The sequence below is a fragment of the Pseudoduganella lutea genome (genome assembly GCF_004209755.1).
In the GTDB taxonomy this organism is placed as follows: Bacteria; Pseudomonadota; Gammaproteobacteria; order Burkholderiales; family Burkholderiaceae_D; genus Rugamonas; species Rugamonas lutea.
Genome location: NZ_CP035913.1, coordinates 3,403,016 through 3,417,953 on the forward strand (window position 1 = coordinate 3,403,016; position 14,938 = coordinate 3,417,953).

Below are 14,938 nucleotides of genomic sequence, written 5' to 3' on the forward strand. Positions count from 1 at the left end.
GTACAATGCACTGAAGGAGGGCATGCCGTGAAGCGCGATTGGCCCATCGATGGCAGGCGGGAATGGCTGGTGCGGCGCAACTGTTCGCTGACACCACGGCAAACCACGGTCGCATGGGCGGCGTTGCTCTGCCTGTCGCTGGCCATCGGGCTGTTCTTCACCTGGCAGGGCGCCTGGTACGTGCTGGTATTTTCCGCAGTGGAAATGACTGCCGTGACGGCCGCCTTCATCGTCTACAGCCGGCATGCCACCGATAGCGACCGCATCGTGTACGAGGACCATGTCTTGTACGTGCAAAAGGTGCGCGGCGGCCACACCTCCACCATCTCGCTCGACCCCACCTGGCTGCGCATCGTGGCCCCGCAACGGCGCCGCGACCCGATCCTGCTCATCGCGCGCGGCATCACCGTCGACGTCGGCACCTGGCTGCCCGAAGAGCCCCGCCGCGCGCTGGCGCGTGAGCTGCGCAAGGAACTCGCCCAATAACTGCCGGCAAAACTGGGGACGTACCCTGGTTTCCAGGAAATCTTGCCTGAGAACCAGGGTACGTCCCCAGTTTTTCTTTGGCGCATTTGTCTACAGTCGTGATTGGAGCCCTACCTGTACGGCAAAACCTTCTGTAAAAAAATTGATACATGTCCAAAGTTGCCGGGACGAATATAGAAAGGTATAAAACAAGTAATATATTTGCGCTGCGCACCCAAACTCTTCAGGAGACCAGGCATGAAGCTGAACGTGAACGGACAGGTCCGCGAATTCGACGCGGAAGACGATACCCCGCTGCTGTGGGTTCTGCGCGAACAGCTGGGCTTGACCGGCACCAAGTACGGCTGCGGCATCGCCCAGTGCGGCGCCTGCACCGTGCACATCGATGGCGAGGCGATGCGCAGCTGCGTGCGGCCGGTTTCCACGGTGACCGAACAGATGAAGATCGTGACGATCGAGGGCCTGTCGCCGGATGGTTCGCACCCCGTGCAGAAAGCGTGGGCGGCGCTGGACGTGCCGCAATGCGGCTTCTGCCAGAGCGGCATGATCATGGCCGCCACCGCGCTGCTGAAGGAAAAACCAAAACCCACCGATGCCGACATCGACATGGCGATGACGAACATCTGCCGCTGCGGCACCTATAACCGTGTGCGCAAGGCGATCCACGTGGTGGCGCGCGGCGGCGATGCGAAGAGCGCAGGTCTGGCCATCGAACACCGCGAAGGGAGCAAGGCATGAGTAACGTCACCAGCCCGGCGCGCCGCCGTTTCCTGGGCCAGTCCGCCGGCCTCGTCGTCGCGTTCCACATTCCGTTCGCCGCGCAGGCGCAGGCGGCACCAAGCCCCGAAGTCAACGCATGGGTCGTCGTGAAACCGGACGATACCATCGTCATCCGCATCGCGCGCTCCGAGATGGGGCAGGGAACCTTGACGGGCCTGGCGCAGCTGGTGGCGGAAGAGCTGGACGCGGACTGGAGCAAGGTCACCACCGAGTATCCGACTCCGGGCACGAACCTGGCCCGCAAGCGCGTATGGGGCAGTTTTTCCACCGGCGGCAGCAACGGCGTGCGCGGCTCGCATGAGTACGTGCGCAAGGGCGGCGCAGCCGCGCGGATGATGCTGGTGCAGGCCGCGGCGACGCAGTGGGGCGTGCCGGCAACGGAATGCCGCGCCGCGAACAGCGTGATCACGCACGTGCCGAGCGGTCGCACCGTCACGTATGGCAAGGTGGCCGATGCGGCCGGCAAGCTGGAGGCGCCGCAGGAAATCGTGGTAAAGGATCCGAAGGAATGGAAGATCGCCGGCAAGCGCCTCGCGCGCCTCGATACCGTCGACAAGACGACTGGCAAGCAGGTCTACGGCATGGACCTTGCCATGCCCGGCATGCTGAACGCGGCGATCAAGGATTGCCCGGTGTTCGGCGGCAAGGTGAAAAGCTTCAACGCCGACGCGATCAAGGGCAAGCCGGGCGTGAAGAAGGTGCTGCAGGTCGGCGATTCCGCCGTGGCCGTGGTGGCCGATACGTGGTGGCGCGCCAAGACCGCGCTCGATGCGCTGCCGATCGAATGGGACAAGGGGCCGAACGCGAACCTGTCCAGCAAGGACGTGGCGGCAACGCTCAAGGCGGGGCTCGATGCGCCGGAAGCGGCGGTCGGTAACGAGAACGGCGATGTGAAGGCCGCGCTGGCCGGTGCTGCGCGCCGCATCGAGGCCGTATATTCGTATCCGCACCAGAACCACGCGACGATGGAAACGATGAACGCCACCGCGCGCTGGACACCGGAGCGCTGCGAGGTCTGGACGCCCACGCAGAACGGCGAGGCGGCGCTGGCCGCCGCGTCGGAAGCGGCCGGCCTGCCGCAGGATAAATGCGACGTGTACAAGATCCACCTGGGCGGCGGCTTCGGCCGGCGCGGCGCCGTGCACGACTGGGTGCGCCAGACGGTGCAGATCGCCAAGGAAATGCCGGGCACCCCGGTAAAACTGATCTGGACCCGCGAGGAAGACATGTTGCACGGCCGCTATCACCCGGTCACGCAGTGCAAATTGACAGCAGGGCTGGACAAGGCAGGCAATGTGACGGCGCTGCACATGCGCATTTCTGGCCAGTCGATCGTGGCATCGCTCTTCCCCGGCAATATCAAGAACGGCAAGGATGGTGCCGTGTTCCAGGGCCTGAACGCGCCGGGCACGGATGCGTCGATCGGCTATACGGTGCCGAACCTGCTGGTGGACCATGCGATGCGCAACCCGCCCGTGCCGCCGGGCTTCTGGCGCGGCGTGAACCTGAACCAGAATGCCATCTACCTGGAATGCTTCATCGACGAGATCGCGCACGCCACGAAGCAGGACCCGCTGGCCCTGCGCCGCAAGCTGATGAAGGACAGCCCGAAGCACCTGGCGGTGCTGGACGCGGTGGCGGCGCGGATCGGCTGGAACAAGAAGCCGAAGAAGGGCGTCTTCCGAGGCCTGGCGCAAACGCATGGCTTCGGCAGCTACGTGGCCGCGTGTGCCGAAGTCTCCGTGGACAAGGAAGGCAAGCTCAAGATCCACCGCATCGTGGCCGCCACCGACCCGGGCCACGCCGTGAACCCGCAGCAGATCGAGGCGCAGGTGGAAGGCTCTTTCGTCTACGGTCTGTCCGCGGCGCTGTACGGCGAATGCACGGTCAAGGACGGGCAGATGGAGCAATCGAACTTCGACACTTACCAGGTCATGAAGCTGGACGAGATGCCGGCCGTGGAGACGATCATCATTCCATCCGGCGGCTTCTGGGGCGGCGTGGGCGAGCCGACGATCGCCGTCGCGGCACCGGCCGTGCTCAATGCGATCTTCGCCGCCACCGGCAAGCGGATACGCGACCTGCCGCTGAAGAACCACAGCCTGAAAAAGGCTTGAGCAACCATGGCCGGCTGCGAGGGCGGCAGCATAACGATGGCCGAGGGGACTGACCCCGCTACTGTTACCGCTTCCCCGTGGCTGGTAACGGTGGCCAGGGGTCTGTCCCCGGTGATGCTGGCACTGGCATCCCATGCCCATGCGTTCGACGGCATCCCCAACCCGCTCCCCGGCGCCACCGCCGGCGACCCCCAGCGCGGCCGTGCCATCGTGGCCGACCGCCACGTGGGCCTGTGCCTGCTGTGCCACTCGGCCCCGATCACCGAGGAGCGCTTCCAGGGCGACCTGGCGCCAAGCCTGGCCGGCGCCGGCAGTCGCTGGACGATCCCTCAACTGCGCCTGCGCATCGCCGACTCCTCCCGCCTGAATCCGGCCACAATCATGCCGTCGTACTACCGCACCGAAGGGTTGACGCGCGTGGCGCCAGCCCATGCGGGCAAGACGATCCTGAGCGCCCAGCAGATCGAGGATGTCGTAGCCTACCTTGCCACGTTGAAGGACACGCCATGAGTTCGCCGAACCAGCCCCTGAACCACCACTGCCGCCAACTGCTCGCTGCCGGCACACTGCTGGCGCTGGTGCGCCCGGTGGCGGCCACGCCGCAGCAGATGGCGTCCGCGATCTCGGCCTACACCGGCAACCGGCTGCCGCAAACGGGCCGCGTCAAATTCGAGATCGCCCAACTGATCGACAACGGCAATGCCGTGCCCGTGACGATCCGCGTCGAGAGTCCCTTGACCGCCGAAGATCACGTGACCGGTATCGCCATCTTCAACGAGAAGAATCCGGAAACCGATGTGGTGCGCTTCACGCTGGGCCCGCGCGCGGGCAAGGCGGAGGTATCGACCCGCATCCGCCTCGCCACGTCGCAAAAGCTGGTGGCGGTGGCGAAAATGAGCGATGGCAGCTGCTGGCAGCAGACGGTCGACGTGATCGTCACGCTGGCCGCCTGCATCGAGGGAGAGGTGTAATGGCGCGCGCCCTGGTTCACATGCCGAAAACGGCAAAGGCGGGCGAGGTGATCGAGATCCGCGCCCTGATCGCCCACCCGATGGAGTCGGGTTACCGCCCCGGTGCCGATGGCAAGACAGTACCGCAGGACATTATCCGCCAGTTCACGTGCAGCTACGATGGCGAACAGGTGTTTGCCGCCGAGCTGCATCCGGCGATTTCCGCCAACCCGTACATCGCGTTTTTCACCGTGGCAGTAAAAACCGGCACGCTGGAATTCACGTGGGCCGGCGATAACGGTTTTACGCAGACCGAGCGCATGGCGCTCACCATCCTGCCATGAAAGCGGCACTTGCCGGGCTGGTGGTTGTGGCGCTCGCCGCATCGGCGCAGGCACCGGCACCGGCACAATCATCAGCACAAGACATGCGCAAGTCCGGTTCGGCGTTCATGGGCGAATCCACGCGGGCGATGCAGCGCGACGATACGCAAAATCCTGCAATGCTATGGGTAGCGAACGGGGAGGCTGCCTGGCATACGGGGGCGAAAAAAAGCTGCACCGCGTGCCACGGCGATGCAACGAAGAGCATGCGCGGCGTGGCGGCGCGCTTTCCGGCATTCGACAAGAGCGCCGGCAAGGTAATCACGCTCGGCCAGCGCATCGAACAGTGCCGCGTCGGCAAGCAGGGCATGCCGCCATCGAAGCCGGAAGCCGATGAATTGCTGGCGCTGCAGTCCTATATCGCGCTGCAATCGCGCGGCATGCCCGTTGCACCGCCGCGCGATGCCCCGACCAGTGCAGCGGCTGAACGGGGCAGGGCGCTGTTCGCCCAGCGCATCGGGCAATTGAACCTGTCGTGCGCGCAGTGCCATGACGCCAACTGGGGCCGCAAGCTGGCCGGCGCCACGATCCCGCAGGGCCACGCCAATGCCTACCCGATCTACCGGCTCGAATGGCAAGGCATGGGCAGCCTGCAGCGGCGGCTGCGCAATTGCATGACGGGCGTGCGCGCGGCGGTGCCGCCGCCAGATGCGCAAGACCTGATCGATCTCGAAGCATGGCTGGCATTGCGGGCCGAAGGCATGACAATGGAATCTCCGGGAGTTCGTCCATGAAACGCATGACGTTGTCGACGCTGGCGCTGGTACCGGTGCTTGCGCTGGTGTGCACTCCGGCTTTTGCCGCCGAACCGGTCAGTGCCGGCGAGCGCCTGGCCGCCACGTGCACCGCCTGCCACGGCACGCGTGGCAATACCGCCGGCACGGCGCTGCCGCCGCTGGCCGGCCAGTCAAAGGAAACGCTGCTGGCGAACCTGAAGGCGTTCAAGGAGGGCAGCCGTCCCGCCACCATCATGACCCAGCTGGCCAAGGGTTACACGGACGAGCAGCTTGCCCAGATCGCCGCCTGGTTCGCCGCGCAACGCGGAGAAAAGGGAGAAAAGCCATGAAGCGCCGCGACCTGCTGCAAGCGGCCGGCGCGGCAATGGTGCTGGCCGGCTGCGCCGCGGTGGCACCGCGCGCGAAGCCGCACGTGGTCGTCATTGGTGGCGGCTACGGTGGCGCCGCCGCGGCACGCTACGTGCGGCTGTGGAGTGCGGGTGAAGTGGACGTGACACTGGTAGAGCCGAATCCGGCCTTCATCTCGTGCCCGCTGTCGAACCTGGTGCTGGGCGGCTCGCGCCGCATCGGCGACCTGACGCACGGCTACGATGCGCTGGGTACCCGGCATGGCATCCGCATCGTGCGGGACAGCGCTACCGCCATCGATACCGACAAGCGTACGGTGGTGCTGGCAGGCGGTGACCGGCTGGCCTATGACCGCCTGATCGTCTCGCCCGGCATCGAGTTCCTGTTCGGCGAGTTGCCGGGCATGACTGCCGACGGGCCGATCCTGCATGCGTGGAAAGCCGGCGCGCAAACGGTCGCGCTGCGCGCGCAGCTCGAGGCGATGCCGGATGGCGGCGTGTATGCATTGACGGTGCCGCCCGCGCCATACCGCTGCCCGCCCGGCCCCTACGAGCGCGCATGCCAGGTGGCGCACTACTTCAGCCGCCACAAGCCGCGCTCGAAGGTGCTGCTGCTCGATGCCAACGAGGACGTGGTATCGAAGGGGCCGCTGTTCAAGCGGATCTGGAAGGAGCGTTATGACGGCATCGTCGAGTACCGGCCCGGCTTTCGCGCGGTGGAAATCGATACAGCCGGGCGCACTGCGGTGTCGGAACTGGGCGAGAAGGTAAAGGCCGATGTGCTGAACGTGATCCCGCCCCATCGTGCCGGCGCGATCGCCACGAGTGCCGGCCTGGCCAACGTCAACGCGCGCTGGTGCGAGGTCGATTTCATCACGTTCGAATCGAAGCAGGCACCCCATGTGCACGTGATCGGCGACGCGATCCAGACCGCGCCGCTGATGCCCAAGTCAGCCCACATGGCGAACCAGCACGCCAAGGTGTGCGCCGCGGCGGTCGTCGACCTGCTCGCGAACCGCGCACCGAACGCCGCGCCGATGCTGACCAACACGTGCTACAGCTTCGTGTCGGACCGGGACGTGATCCATGTCGCATCGGTGCACGCGTGGGATGCCGCGAAGAAGACACTGCTCGTGGTGCCGGGCTCCGGCGGACTGTCGAAGGAGGCGAATGCGCTGGAGGGGGCGTATGCGCTGAGCTGGGCGGCGACCATCTGGGCCGATACGCTGGGGTGACGGCTTTCATCATCGCGGCCTGGGCATACTTGCCGCTTGCCTGGGTATAATCGCCGGCCGTTTTTCTTTCCCACTTTTCATGTCCATCGACTGGTTCTCGCCGGCGCAATGCGTCGGCTACGTTGCGTTCGTGCTGGGCGTCGGCTCCTTCCTGCAGACCGACGACCGCCGCTTCAAATTGTTCATGGCCGGCGAATGCCTGGCCTACGTGGTGCACTTCACGCTGCTCGGCAACCCGACGGCGGTGGCGAGTTCCACCATGTCCCTGCTGCGCTCCCTGCTCGCGCTGCGCACCCGCTCCGTGTGGGTGGCGCTGGCCGTGGTGGCAATCAATATCTGCCTCGGGCTGTATTTCGCCAAGCAGCCCAGCGACTGGCTGCCGCTCGGCGCATCGTGCCTCGGCACGCTGGCGCTGTTCCTGTTGCAGGGCATTCCCATGCGGCTCGTGATGCTGGTCGGGACCATCTTCTGGATCGCCAACAACGTGATCTCCGGTTCGATCGGTGGCACGGCGCTGGAAGTGGTGATCGCCGTGGTCAATCTGGTGACCATTGCGCGGATGGTGCGGCAAAAGGCGGCGACTCCCACCTGATATCGGGAGATGCTGGTACGGCGTGCCGGATAGTTGTATTTCAGCCCACTTCCATCTCAATACCCTTTCGGGGGACAGTCAAACTGTCCAGCTGGTGCTATTTTTTCCATACCAAGCGAAGCACCCAACCTGAAAGGGCAACGAGTGAAAAACCTGAAACCGGTACGCAGTGTGATGTTCGCCGCCATCGCGGCATGCGCCCTGAGTGGAACCGCCAACGCGGCGGATTTGGTCAAGACGGTCACGCTGTCCGACGTGGCGAGCAACACGTATCTCAGCTGGGAAGGCAATACGATCGTGGAGATCGACCTCGGTGCCAGGGCGCACCTGAACACGATGGCCTGGGATGTAACGCTCACGGCCAACCAGGGCAGCATGCTCAACGAGGCATACATGCAGCTCAGCGACAGCAAGCAGTGGAGCCAGCTCTACTTCCTGCCCAGCTTCCTGGCCGATCCGAACGGGGGCTACCATGCGGGGACCGAGCATTACTCGGGCAGCGTGGACTTCCGTGGCCTGGATACGGATGCGGAGCAAGGGGACTACAGCTTCAGCGTCGGGCCGGACGGCATCCTGCGCCTCGAGTTCGCGGAGAACATCGACAGCCTGCCGGGCGCCGATGCTGTCTGGAATTCGGCCACGTTCACGTTCGGCTATTCGGTTGCCGCCGTGCCGGAGCCGTCCACGTACGCAATGATGCTGCTGGGATTCGGGGCATTGAGTGCCGTGGCGCGCCGTCGCAAGCCTGAAGGCCAGGGGGAGCAATAAAAAAGGGGCCGCAAGGCCCCTTTCGCATTACCAGCGCAAGAACATCAAACGTCGATATTCCCCGCCCGCAGCGCATTCATCTCGATGAAGTTACGACGCGGTTCCACATCGTCACCCATCAGCGTGGTGAAGATCTGGTCTGCCGCGATGGCATCCTCGATCTGCACCTTCAGCAGGCGGCGAACGGTCGGGTCCATCGTGGTTTCCCACAGCTGCTCCGGATTCATCTCGCCCAGCCCTTTGTAGCGCTGCTTCGACACGGTGCGCTCGGCTTCGTCGCGCAGCCATTGCATCGCTTCGTGGAAGTCCCGCACGGCGAATTCCTTGGTGCGCTCGCCTTCGCCACGGCGAATAATGGCACCCTCACCGATCAAACCGGTGAAGGTCGCAGCGGCGGTGGACAAAACGCCGTAATCGGCGCCACTGACGAAGTCCGCGTCGATCGTCGATACGCGCACATTGCCGTGATGGAGGCGCTCGATCCACAGCAGGTGCTTGTCCGACAGGTCGTCCGAGCGCACCGAGACGGTGACTGCCGGATCGTTGACGTTGTCGGCCAGCGCCTGCGCGGAAGCGCGGGCGGCGTCCATCGTGGACAGGTCGAGCTGCACGCCGGTCATGATGGCGGTCAGCGCGGCGCGGTCGATCACGCGGGTCAGGCGCAGCATCACGGCGTTGGCCAGGTTGTACTGGCGGGCCAGTTCGGTCAGCGGCTCGCCGGTGATCGGGTCGGCGCCTTCGCGCGGCGTGAGCACGGCGGTGTTCAGCGCCACCGTCATCATGTAGCTGGCTTCTTCCGTGTCGTCCTTCAGGTAGCGCTCGTCGCGGCCCGACTTCACCTTGTACAGCGGCGGCTGGGCGATGTAGATGTGGCCGCGTTCCACCAGTTGCGGCATCTGGCGGTAGAACAGCGTGAGCAGCAGGGTGCGGATGTGGGCGCCGTCGACGTCCGCGTCGGTCATGATGATGATGCGGTGATAGCGCAGCTTCTCGACGTTGAATTCATCCGGGCCGATCGACGTGCCCAGCGTGGCGATCAGCGTGGTGATCTGCTCGGAGGACAGCATTTTCTCGAAGCGCGCCTTTTCCACGTTCAGCACCTTGCCGCGCAGCGGCAGGATCGCCTGGAACTTGCGGTCGCGGCCCTGCTTGGCGGAGCCGCCTGCGGAGTCACCCTCGACGATGTACAGTTCGGCCAGCGCCGGGTCGCGTTCCTGGCAGTCGGCCAGTTTCGACGACAGGCCCAGGCCATCCATCACGCCCTTGCGGCGCGTCAGGTCGCGGGCCTTGCGGGCCGCTTCGCGGGCGCGTGCCGCTTCCACGATCTTGCCGCAGATGATCTTGGCGTCGTTCGGCTTTTCCGCCAGGAAGTCCGTCAGCGTCTTCGCCACGATTTCCTCGACGGGGCCGCGCACTTCGGAGGACACCAGCTTGTCCTTCGTCTGCGACGAGAACTTCGGTTCCGGCACTTTCACCGACAGCACGCAGGTCAGGCCTTCGCGCATGTCGTCGCCGGAGATTTCCACCTTGGCCTTCTTGGCGAAATCGTGTTCGTCGATGTACTTGTTGATCACGCGCGTCATTGCCGCGCGCAGGCCGGTCAGGTGGGTGCCGCCGTCGCGCTGCGGAATGTTGTTCGTGAAGCAGAGTACCTGTTCATTGAAGGCATCGTTCCACTGCATCGACACGTCCACGGAGATATTCGTGTTCTGGTCGGACATGCGGTCGCCGGTGGCCTGGAACACGGTCGGGTGCAGCACCGTCTTGGCCTTGTTGATGTATTCCACGAAGCCGCGCGTGCCGCCTTCGAACGCGAAAATCTCATCCTTGCCGGTGCGCTGGTCGGACAGCTTGATGTTCACGCCGTTGTTCAGGAACGAAAGTTCGCGAATGCGCTTGGCCAGGATCTCGTAGTGGAATTCCACGTGGCTGAAGATCTCTTCGTCGGCCCAGAAGTGCACGTCGGTGCCGCGCTTGTCGGTTTCGCCGATGACCTTGATCGGGGACACGGCGATGCCGTCGCGGATCTCGATTTCGCGATTCTGCGGCACACCGCGCACGAATTCCATCTGGTGCACCTTGCCGTCGCGGCGCACCGTCACGCGCAGCAGTTTCGACAGCGCGTTCACGCACGACACACCCACGCCGTGCAGGCCGCCGGACACCTTGTACGAGTTCTGGTCGAACTTGCCGCCCGCGTGCAGTTCGGTCAGCACGATCTCGGCGGCGGAGCGCTTCGGTTCGTGCTTGTCGTCCATCTTCAGGCCGACCGGGATGCCGCGGCCGTTGTCGGTGATCGAGATCGAATTGTCCGAGTGGATCGTCACGTGGATTTCGGTGCAGTAGCCGGCCAGCGATTCGTCGATCGAGTTGTCCAGCACTTCGAATACCAGGTGATGCAGGCCGGTGCCGTCCGAGGTGTCACCGATATACATGCCGGGGCGCTTGCGGACTGCTTCCAGGCCTTCCAGGATCTGGATCGAGGAGGCGCCGTAATCCTCGGAGTTGACCTGCACTGGTACTAGGTTTTGGCGTTCGGACATGGACTACTTTCTCAAAAAACGTATTACTGTCGATTTCTCACTGCGTGCGATCGGGCGGGATCAGATCCGCATCGGCATCACGACATACTTGAAGTCGGGATTGTCTGGAATCGAGATCAGGGCGGACGAATTCGAATCGCCCAGCGCCACGTTGACCTGTTCGCATTTCAGGTTGTTCAGCACGTCCAGCAGGTAGGTAACGTTGAAGCCGATGTCGAGGCTGTCGCCGCCGTAGTCGATTTCCAGTTCCTCGACCGCTTCTTCCTGGTCGGCGTTGGTGGACGAGATCTTCAGCGAACCCGGGCTGATGATGCAGCGCACGCCCTTGAACTTGTCGCTGGTCATGATGGCGGCGCGCTGCAGGGAGCGCAGCAGCTCGTCGCGGCCGATCGTGAAGTCGTTCTTGTAGCCCTTCGGGATCACGCGCGTGTAGTCGGGGAACTTGCCCTCGACCAGCTTGGAGATCAGCTCGATGTCGGTGAAGCCCAGTTTGACCTGGTTGGCGGCGATGTCCAGCTGCACCGGTTCATCGTTTTCTTCCAGCAGGCGCTGCAGCTCGATGATGGTCTTGCGCGGGATGATCACTTCCTGGCGCTCGAACGCCTGTTCCGTTTTCACCTGGCAGAAGGCGAGGCGGTGGCCGTCGGTGGCCACGGCGATCACGTTCTCGCCGTCCAGCACCAGCAGCAGGCCGTTCAGGTAGTAGCGGATGTCCTGCTGGGCCATTGAGAAGTGCACCATGTTGAACAGGTGCTTCAGCGTTTTTTGCGGCAGCGTGAACGAGGCGTTGAACGTTTCCGCTTGCTGCACGGTGGGGAATTCCTCGGCGGCCAGCGTTTGCAGTGCAAAGCGCGATTTGCCGCTCTGCACCGTCAGGCGCTTGTTGACCAGCGTGAGCGACACGTCGCCCGATTCCGGCAGCGCGCGCAGGATGTCAAGCAGCTTGCGCGCGGCCACGGTGGTGCCGCTGACTTCGGCGCCGGAGCCGATGTTGGCGTTCGTGGTGATCTGCACTTCCGTATCGGTGGACAGGAACGAAACGGCTTCGCCTTCCTTGCGGATGAGGATATTGGCCAGAATCGGCATCGTATGCCGACGCTCGACAATACCGCTCACGATCTGCAGTGGCCGGAGTAACGTATCTCGGGTGGTTTTGACCAGTTGCATGGATATCCTCGATAAAAGATTAATAACTAGTTTGTAATGCTAAAGGTTGCCGAGCCAGAAGGCAAAGCGGCGCCGCAGGCCGGGTGGTTCGTATTGCAACCAGGGGCGCGCGCCGCATGCCAATACTGGTTCTTCAGCCTTTGAGCGTTTGCTCCAGCACGTGCAACTCATGGTTGCACTCCGGGTTCTTGGTGCGGTCCTGCGCGATCTTGCGCACGGCGTGCAGCACCGTGGTGTGATCGCGGCCGCCGAACAGCTCGCCGATCTCCGGCAGGCTTTTCTGCGTGAGCTCCTTCGCCAGGTACATCGCGATCTGGCGCGGCCGCGCGATGTTGGCCGGGCGGCGCTTCGAATACATGTCGGCGACCTTGATGTTGAAGAAGTCCGCCACCGTTTTCTGGATGTTTTCCACGCTGATCTGGCGGTTCTGCACGGAGAGCAGGTCCTTCAGCGCTTCCTTCACGATGTCGATCGAGATGTCCTTGCCGTGGAAGCGCGAGTAAGCCAGGATCTTGCGCAGCGCGCCTTCCAGCTCGCGCACGTTCGAGCGCAGGTGCTTGGCCACGAAGAAGGCCACGTCGTCGGACAGCGTGACGCCTTCCGACTTCGCCTTCTTCAGCAGGATCGCCACGCGCATTTCCAGTTCCGGCGGCTCGATCGCCACCGTCAGGCCGGAATCGAAGCGGGAGATCAGGCGGTCGTCCATGCCCGTGATCTCTTTCGGATACGTGTCCGACGTGATGATGATCTGCTTCTTCGCGGCGATCAGCGCCTCGAACGCATAGAAGAATTCTTCCTGCGTGCGGCTCTTGCCGCCGAAGAATTGAATATCGTCGATCAGCAGCATGTCCAGCGAGTGGTAGTAATGCTTGAAATCGTCGAAGCCCTTGCGCTGATAGGCGGTCACCACGTCGCGCACGTATTGCTCGGCGTGGATGTAGCGAATGCGCGCTCCCGGTTGATCGGCCATCACCTGGTTGCCGATCGCATGGATCAGGTGGGTTTTACCAAGGCCCACGCCGCCGTAGAAGAACAGCGGGTTGTACGACACGCCCGGATTGTTGGCGACCTGGATCGCGGCGGCGCGCGCCAGCTGGTTGGCCTTACCGGTCACGAAGCTTTCGAACGTGAGGTCGGTGTTGATGCGGCTTTGCTCGCGCCCGCGCTGGTTCGCATATTCATTGCCCGCGGGTGGCGTGACCGGGTCGCCGGTGCGCACGTCCGCCGGATGCATGGCGGGTGCGCCGCCGCCGTTCGGCACACTGGGAACGGTGCTGGTGTTCTCGGTCGGCTTGGCACGCGGCGGGTTCAGCACGGGGTTCAGCACGAACTGCACCTCGGTCGGCGCTTCCCAGTATTGCGATGCCAGGGCGGTGATGCGGCTGGCAAACTGGGATTTCACCCAGTCGAGCTTGAAGCGGTTGGGCGCCGCGATGCGCAGCTTGCCATTCTCGTAATCGAGCGGCACCAGTGGTTTGATCCACGCGCTGAATTGTTGCGGCGTCAGCTCCAGTTCCAGTTGGGCGGAACAGGTCTGCCAGAAATTTTCCATGAATCGTCTATCTGCAAAAGCTTTGGGAGGGCAGCATGTGTCGGCCATGCGGTTCATTGGGAACCGGTTCCAGTGGGAACGGCATGGCAACTGACGCATATGCGCCACACGTAACACGCTATTCTAACTCCGAATCCCACAAGTTATCCACAGGGTTGTGCCGTAAATCGCCGAAAAAACGGCCGGAAAGCGGCTTTGCAAGTCGGTTCCGCTGTTGACAAGGCATGCCTGAATGCTGATAATTCAGGGTTCCCCGCCCGTACTCCGTGTTTTTTCAGTTTACGATCAGCGCGGATCCTTGCGGGCGATGAGATTGGCCAGCTTGTGCCGGACGTGTTGGCATAAGTGCGCGAAATGTCATTGGCACCAATAACTGAAGGGACGAACTGACGCCCGGTCTGACTTGTCAGCGGTGCGGCATCCCGATTTTGCACTTTTTTGCTTCTTTAGCGAGACCAACATGAAACGTACTTACCAACCTTCCGTCGTGCGTCGCAAGCGCACCCACGGTTTCCGTGCACGTATGGCTACCCGTGGTGGCCGTCAAGTTCTGAACGCACGCCGTGCCAAGGGCCGCAAGCGTCTGGCTGTATAAGCCGTCGCTCGTTCGCTGAGCGTGGAAAGCAGTTCCAACGGCTCGACAGGCGAAGGTTCCCACGACTTCGCGCGCGCTCGGCGCATCGTTAAAACGGATGAATTTTCATCCGTTTTTCGTTTGCGCCCGGCCCAGAAAAGCGCGCACTTCGTGCTTTATACCCGCCCGAATCAGCTGCCTCATGCGCGGCTGGGCGTTGTCGTTGCCAAACGCCTCGCACCTCGCGCGGTCACGCGCAATACCATCAAGCGCGTGACGCGCGAACTGTTCCGCACCACGGGCTTGCCGGCCATCGATTGTGTCGTGCGCCTGTCGAAGGCGGTCAACACCAAGGCCGGCCCGGCCACGACTGCAAAGCTGAAGGCCGAGCTGCGCGTCGAGCTGACGCGCCTGTTCGCGGCACAGTCGAAAGAGCGCCGATGAAACCGGCGCTCCTGAAGCTCGTCATGCTCCTGCTGCGTGGCTACCAGATCGTCATCAGCCCGCTGATGCCGCCCAGCTGCCGCTTCTTCCCAAGCTGCTCGAATTACGCGCTCGAAGCGCTGCGCGAGCATGGACCGGCGAAGGGCGGCTGGCTGGCGGTGCGCCGCCTTTGCCGCTGCCACCCGTGGAATGCCGGCGGATTCGATCCCGTTCCGCCAAAGCATTCCTCATCGACCGCTTGCGGTTGCAACCATTCCTGACTT

Annotated in this window: 17 protein-coding genes; 14 read left to right on the forward strand and 3 right to left on the reverse strand. The window is 63.5% G+C overall.

What is annotated here, in order from left to right; genetic code table 11:
- Positions 1 to 27: 27 nt before the first annotated feature.
- The 11 genes from EWM63_RS14380 to EWM63_RS14430 all read left to right on the forward strand — a co-directional run bounded on the left by EWM63_RS14380 (position 28) and on the right by EWM63_RS14430 (position 8,395).
- A complete protein-coding gene (locus EWM63_RS14380) occupies positions 28 to 486 on the forward strand; it encodes a DUF2244 domain-containing protein (RefSeq protein WP_165390830.1) in 459 nt (152 codons plus the stop codon).
- A 237-nt stretch (positions 487 to 723) separates the two neighbouring features.
- Positions 724 to 1,224: a (2Fe-2S)-binding protein gene (locus EWM63_RS14385; RefSeq protein ID WP_130187153.1), complete on the forward strand. Its 501-nt coding sequence runs from the start codon at positions 724 to 726 to the stop codon at positions 1,222 to 1,224.
- Complete coding sequence (locus EWM63_RS14390; RefSeq protein WP_130187154.1) at positions 1,221 to 3,383, forward strand: xanthine dehydrogenase family protein molybdopterin-binding subunit; 2,163 nt, start codon at positions 1,221 to 1,223, stop codon at positions 3,381 to 3,383. The genes EWM63_RS14385 and EWM63_RS14390 overlap by 4 nt, the downstream gene beginning before the upstream one ends.
- Before the next feature lie 36 nt (positions 3,384 to 3,419).
- Positions 3,420 to 3,893 (forward strand): sulfur oxidation c-type cytochrome SoxX, encoded by a 474-nt coding sequence (gene soxX, locus EWM63_RS14395; RefSeq protein WP_229487896.1) that lies wholly within the window; start codon positions 3,420 to 3,422, stop codon positions 3,891 to 3,893.
- Positions 3,890 to 4,354: a SoxY-related AACIE arm protein gene (locus EWM63_RS14400; protein ID WP_130187155.1), complete on the forward strand. Its 465-nt coding sequence runs from the start codon at positions 3,890 to 3,892 to the stop codon at positions 4,352 to 4,354. Before soxX ends, EWM63_RS14400 begins: the two co-directional genes overlap by 4 nt.
- A complete protein-coding gene (gene soxZ / locus EWM63_RS14405; RefSeq protein WP_130187156.1) occupies positions 4,354 to 4,677 on the forward strand; it encodes a thiosulfate oxidation carrier complex protein SoxZ in 324 nt (107 codons plus the stop codon). The genes EWM63_RS14400 and soxZ overlap by 1 nt, the downstream gene beginning before the upstream one ends.
- Complete coding sequence (gene soxA, locus EWM63_RS14410) at positions 4,674 to 5,450, forward strand: sulfur oxidation c-type cytochrome SoxA (RefSeq protein WP_130187157.1); 777 nt, start codon at positions 4,674 to 4,676, stop codon at positions 5,448 to 5,450. The genes soxZ and soxA overlap by 4 nt, the downstream gene beginning before the upstream one ends.
- Positions 5,447 to 5,782 carry a c-type cytochrome gene (locus EWM63_RS14415; RefSeq protein WP_207221288.1) on the forward strand — a complete coding sequence of 112 codons (336 nt, stop codon included), beginning with the start codon at positions 5,447 to 5,449 and terminating at the stop codon, positions 5,780 to 5,782. The genes soxA and EWM63_RS14415 overlap by 4 nt, the downstream gene beginning before the upstream one ends.
- Positions 5,779 to 7,035: an NAD(P)/FAD-dependent oxidoreductase gene (locus tag EWM63_RS14420; protein WP_130187158.1), complete on the forward strand. Its 1,257-nt coding sequence runs from the start codon at positions 5,779 to 5,781 to the stop codon at positions 7,033 to 7,035. The genes EWM63_RS14415 and EWM63_RS14420 overlap by 4 nt, the downstream gene beginning before the upstream one ends.
- Before the next feature lie 79 nt (positions 7,036 to 7,114).
- On the forward strand, positions 7,115 to 7,627 hold the full coding sequence (locus EWM63_RS14425) for a YgjV family protein (protein ID WP_207221289.1): 513 nt from the start codon (positions 7,115 to 7,117) through the stop codon (positions 7,625 to 7,627).
- A 144-nt stretch (positions 7,628 to 7,771) separates the two neighbouring features.
- Positions 7,772 to 8,395: a PEPxxWA-CTERM sorting domain-containing protein gene (locus EWM63_RS14430; RefSeq protein WP_130187159.1), complete on the forward strand. Its 624-nt coding sequence runs from the start codon at positions 7,772 to 7,774 to the stop codon at positions 8,393 to 8,395.
- A 44-nt stretch (positions 8,396 to 8,439) separates the two neighbouring features.
- Here the strand turns inward: EWM63_RS14430 and gyrB are convergent, their stop codons facing one another.
- From gyrB to dnaA, 3 genes are all read right to left on the reverse strand, one after another.
- Positions 8,440 to 10,938, reverse strand: a complete 2,499-nt coding sequence (gene gyrB / locus EWM63_RS14435) for a DNA topoisomerase (ATP-hydrolyzing) subunit B (RefSeq protein ID WP_130187160.1) — start codon at positions 10,936 to 10,938, stop codon at positions 8,440 to 8,442.
- 60 nt (positions 10,939 to 10,998) lie between these two features.
- Positions 10,999 to 12,105, reverse strand: coding sequence for a DNA polymerase III subunit beta (gene dnaN, locus EWM63_RS14440; protein ID WP_130187161.1), 1,107 nt, complete (start codon positions 12,103 to 12,105; stop codon positions 10,999 to 11,001).
- 133 nt (positions 12,106 to 12,238) lie between these two features.
- Positions 12,239 to 13,657 (reverse strand): chromosomal replication initiator protein DnaA, encoded by a 1,419-nt coding sequence (gene dnaA / locus EWM63_RS14445; protein WP_130187162.1) that lies wholly within the window; start codon positions 13,655 to 13,657, stop codon positions 12,239 to 12,241.
- Positions 13,658 to 14,117: 460 nt separating this feature from the next.
- Here dnaA and rpmH point away from each other — a divergent pair, with 460 nt between their 5' ends.
- Genes rpmH through yidD form a run of 3 tightly spaced genes read left to right on the forward strand, consistent with a single transcriptional unit; the run spans position 14,118 to position 14,935 of the window.
- The gene (rpmH, locus tag EWM63_RS14450) at positions 14,118 to 14,252 is read left to right on the forward strand and encodes a 50S ribosomal protein L34 (RefSeq protein ID WP_040378179.1); all 135 of its coding nucleotides are present in this window, start codon (positions 14,118 to 14,120) and stop codon (positions 14,250 to 14,252) included.
- Positions 14,253 to 14,273: 21 nt separating this feature from the next.
- Positions 14,274 to 14,675, forward strand: a complete 402-nt coding sequence (rnpA, locus tag EWM63_RS14455; protein WP_130187163.1) for a ribonuclease P protein component — start codon at positions 14,274 to 14,276, stop codon at positions 14,673 to 14,675.
- Entirely contained in the window at positions 14,672 to 14,935 is a 264-nt protein-coding gene (gene yidD / locus EWM63_RS14460) for a membrane protein insertion efficiency factor YidD (protein ID WP_130187164.1), read from the forward strand. Before rnpA ends, yidD begins: the two co-directional genes overlap by 4 nt.
- Positions 14,936 to 14,938 lie beyond the last annotated feature (3 nt).

What these genes read in the sequence shown, in the direction of transcription:
- EWM63_RS14385 (WP_130187153.1), top strand. Translation starts at nt 724, where the DNA reads ATGAAGCTGAACGTGAACGGACAGGTCCGCGAATTCGACGCGGAAGAC.
- EWM63_RS14390 (WP_130187154.1), top strand. Translation starts at nt 1,221, where the DNA reads ATGAGTAACGTCACCAGCCCGGCGCGCCGCCGTTTCCTGGGCCAGTCC.
- soxX (WP_229487896.1), top strand. Translation starts at nt 3,420, where the DNA reads ATGGCCGAGGGGACTGACCCCGCTACTGTTACCGCTTCCCCGTGGCTG.
- EWM63_RS14400 (WP_130187155.1), top strand. Translation starts at nt 3,890, where the DNA reads ATGAGTTCGCCGAACCAGCCCCTGAACCACCACTGCCGCCAACTGCTC.
- soxZ (WP_130187156.1), top strand. Translation starts at nt 4,354, where the DNA reads ATGGCGCGCGCCCTGGTTCACATGCCGAAAACGGCAAAGGCGGGCGAG.
- soxA (WP_130187157.1), top strand. Translation starts at nt 4,674, where the DNA reads ATGAAAGCGGCACTTGCCGGGCTGGTGGTTGTGGCGCTCGCCGCATCG.
- EWM63_RS14415 (WP_207221288.1), top strand. Translation starts at nt 5,447, where the DNA reads ATGAAACGCATGACGTTGTCGACGCTGGCGCTGGTACCGGTGCTTGCG.
- EWM63_RS14420 (WP_130187158.1), top strand. Translation starts at nt 5,779, where the DNA reads ATGAAGCGCCGCGACCTGCTGCAAGCGGCCGGCGCGGCAATGGTGCTG.
- EWM63_RS14425 (WP_207221289.1), top strand. Translation starts at nt 7,115, where the DNA reads ATGTCCATCGACTGGTTCTCGCCGGCGCAATGCGTCGGCTACGTTGCG.
- gyrB (WP_130187160.1), bottom strand. Translation starts at nt 10,938, where the DNA reads ATGTCCGAACGCCAAAACCTAGTACCAGTGCAGGTCAACTCCGAGGAT.
- dnaN (WP_130187161.1), bottom strand. Translation starts at nt 12,105, where the DNA reads ATGCAACTGGTCAAAACCACCCGAGATACGTTACTCCGGCCACTGCAG.
- dnaA (WP_130187162.1), bottom strand. Translation starts at nt 13,657, where the DNA reads ATGGAAAATTTCTGGCAGACCTGTTCCGCCCAACTGGAACTGGAGCTG.
- rpmH (WP_040378179.1), top strand. Translation starts at nt 14,118, where the DNA reads ATGAAACGTACTTACCAACCTTCCGTCGTGCGTCGCAAGCGCACCCAC.
- yidD (WP_130187164.1), top strand. Translation starts at nt 14,672, where the DNA reads ATGAAACCGGCGCTCCTGAAGCTCGTCATGCTCCTGCTGCGTGGCTAC.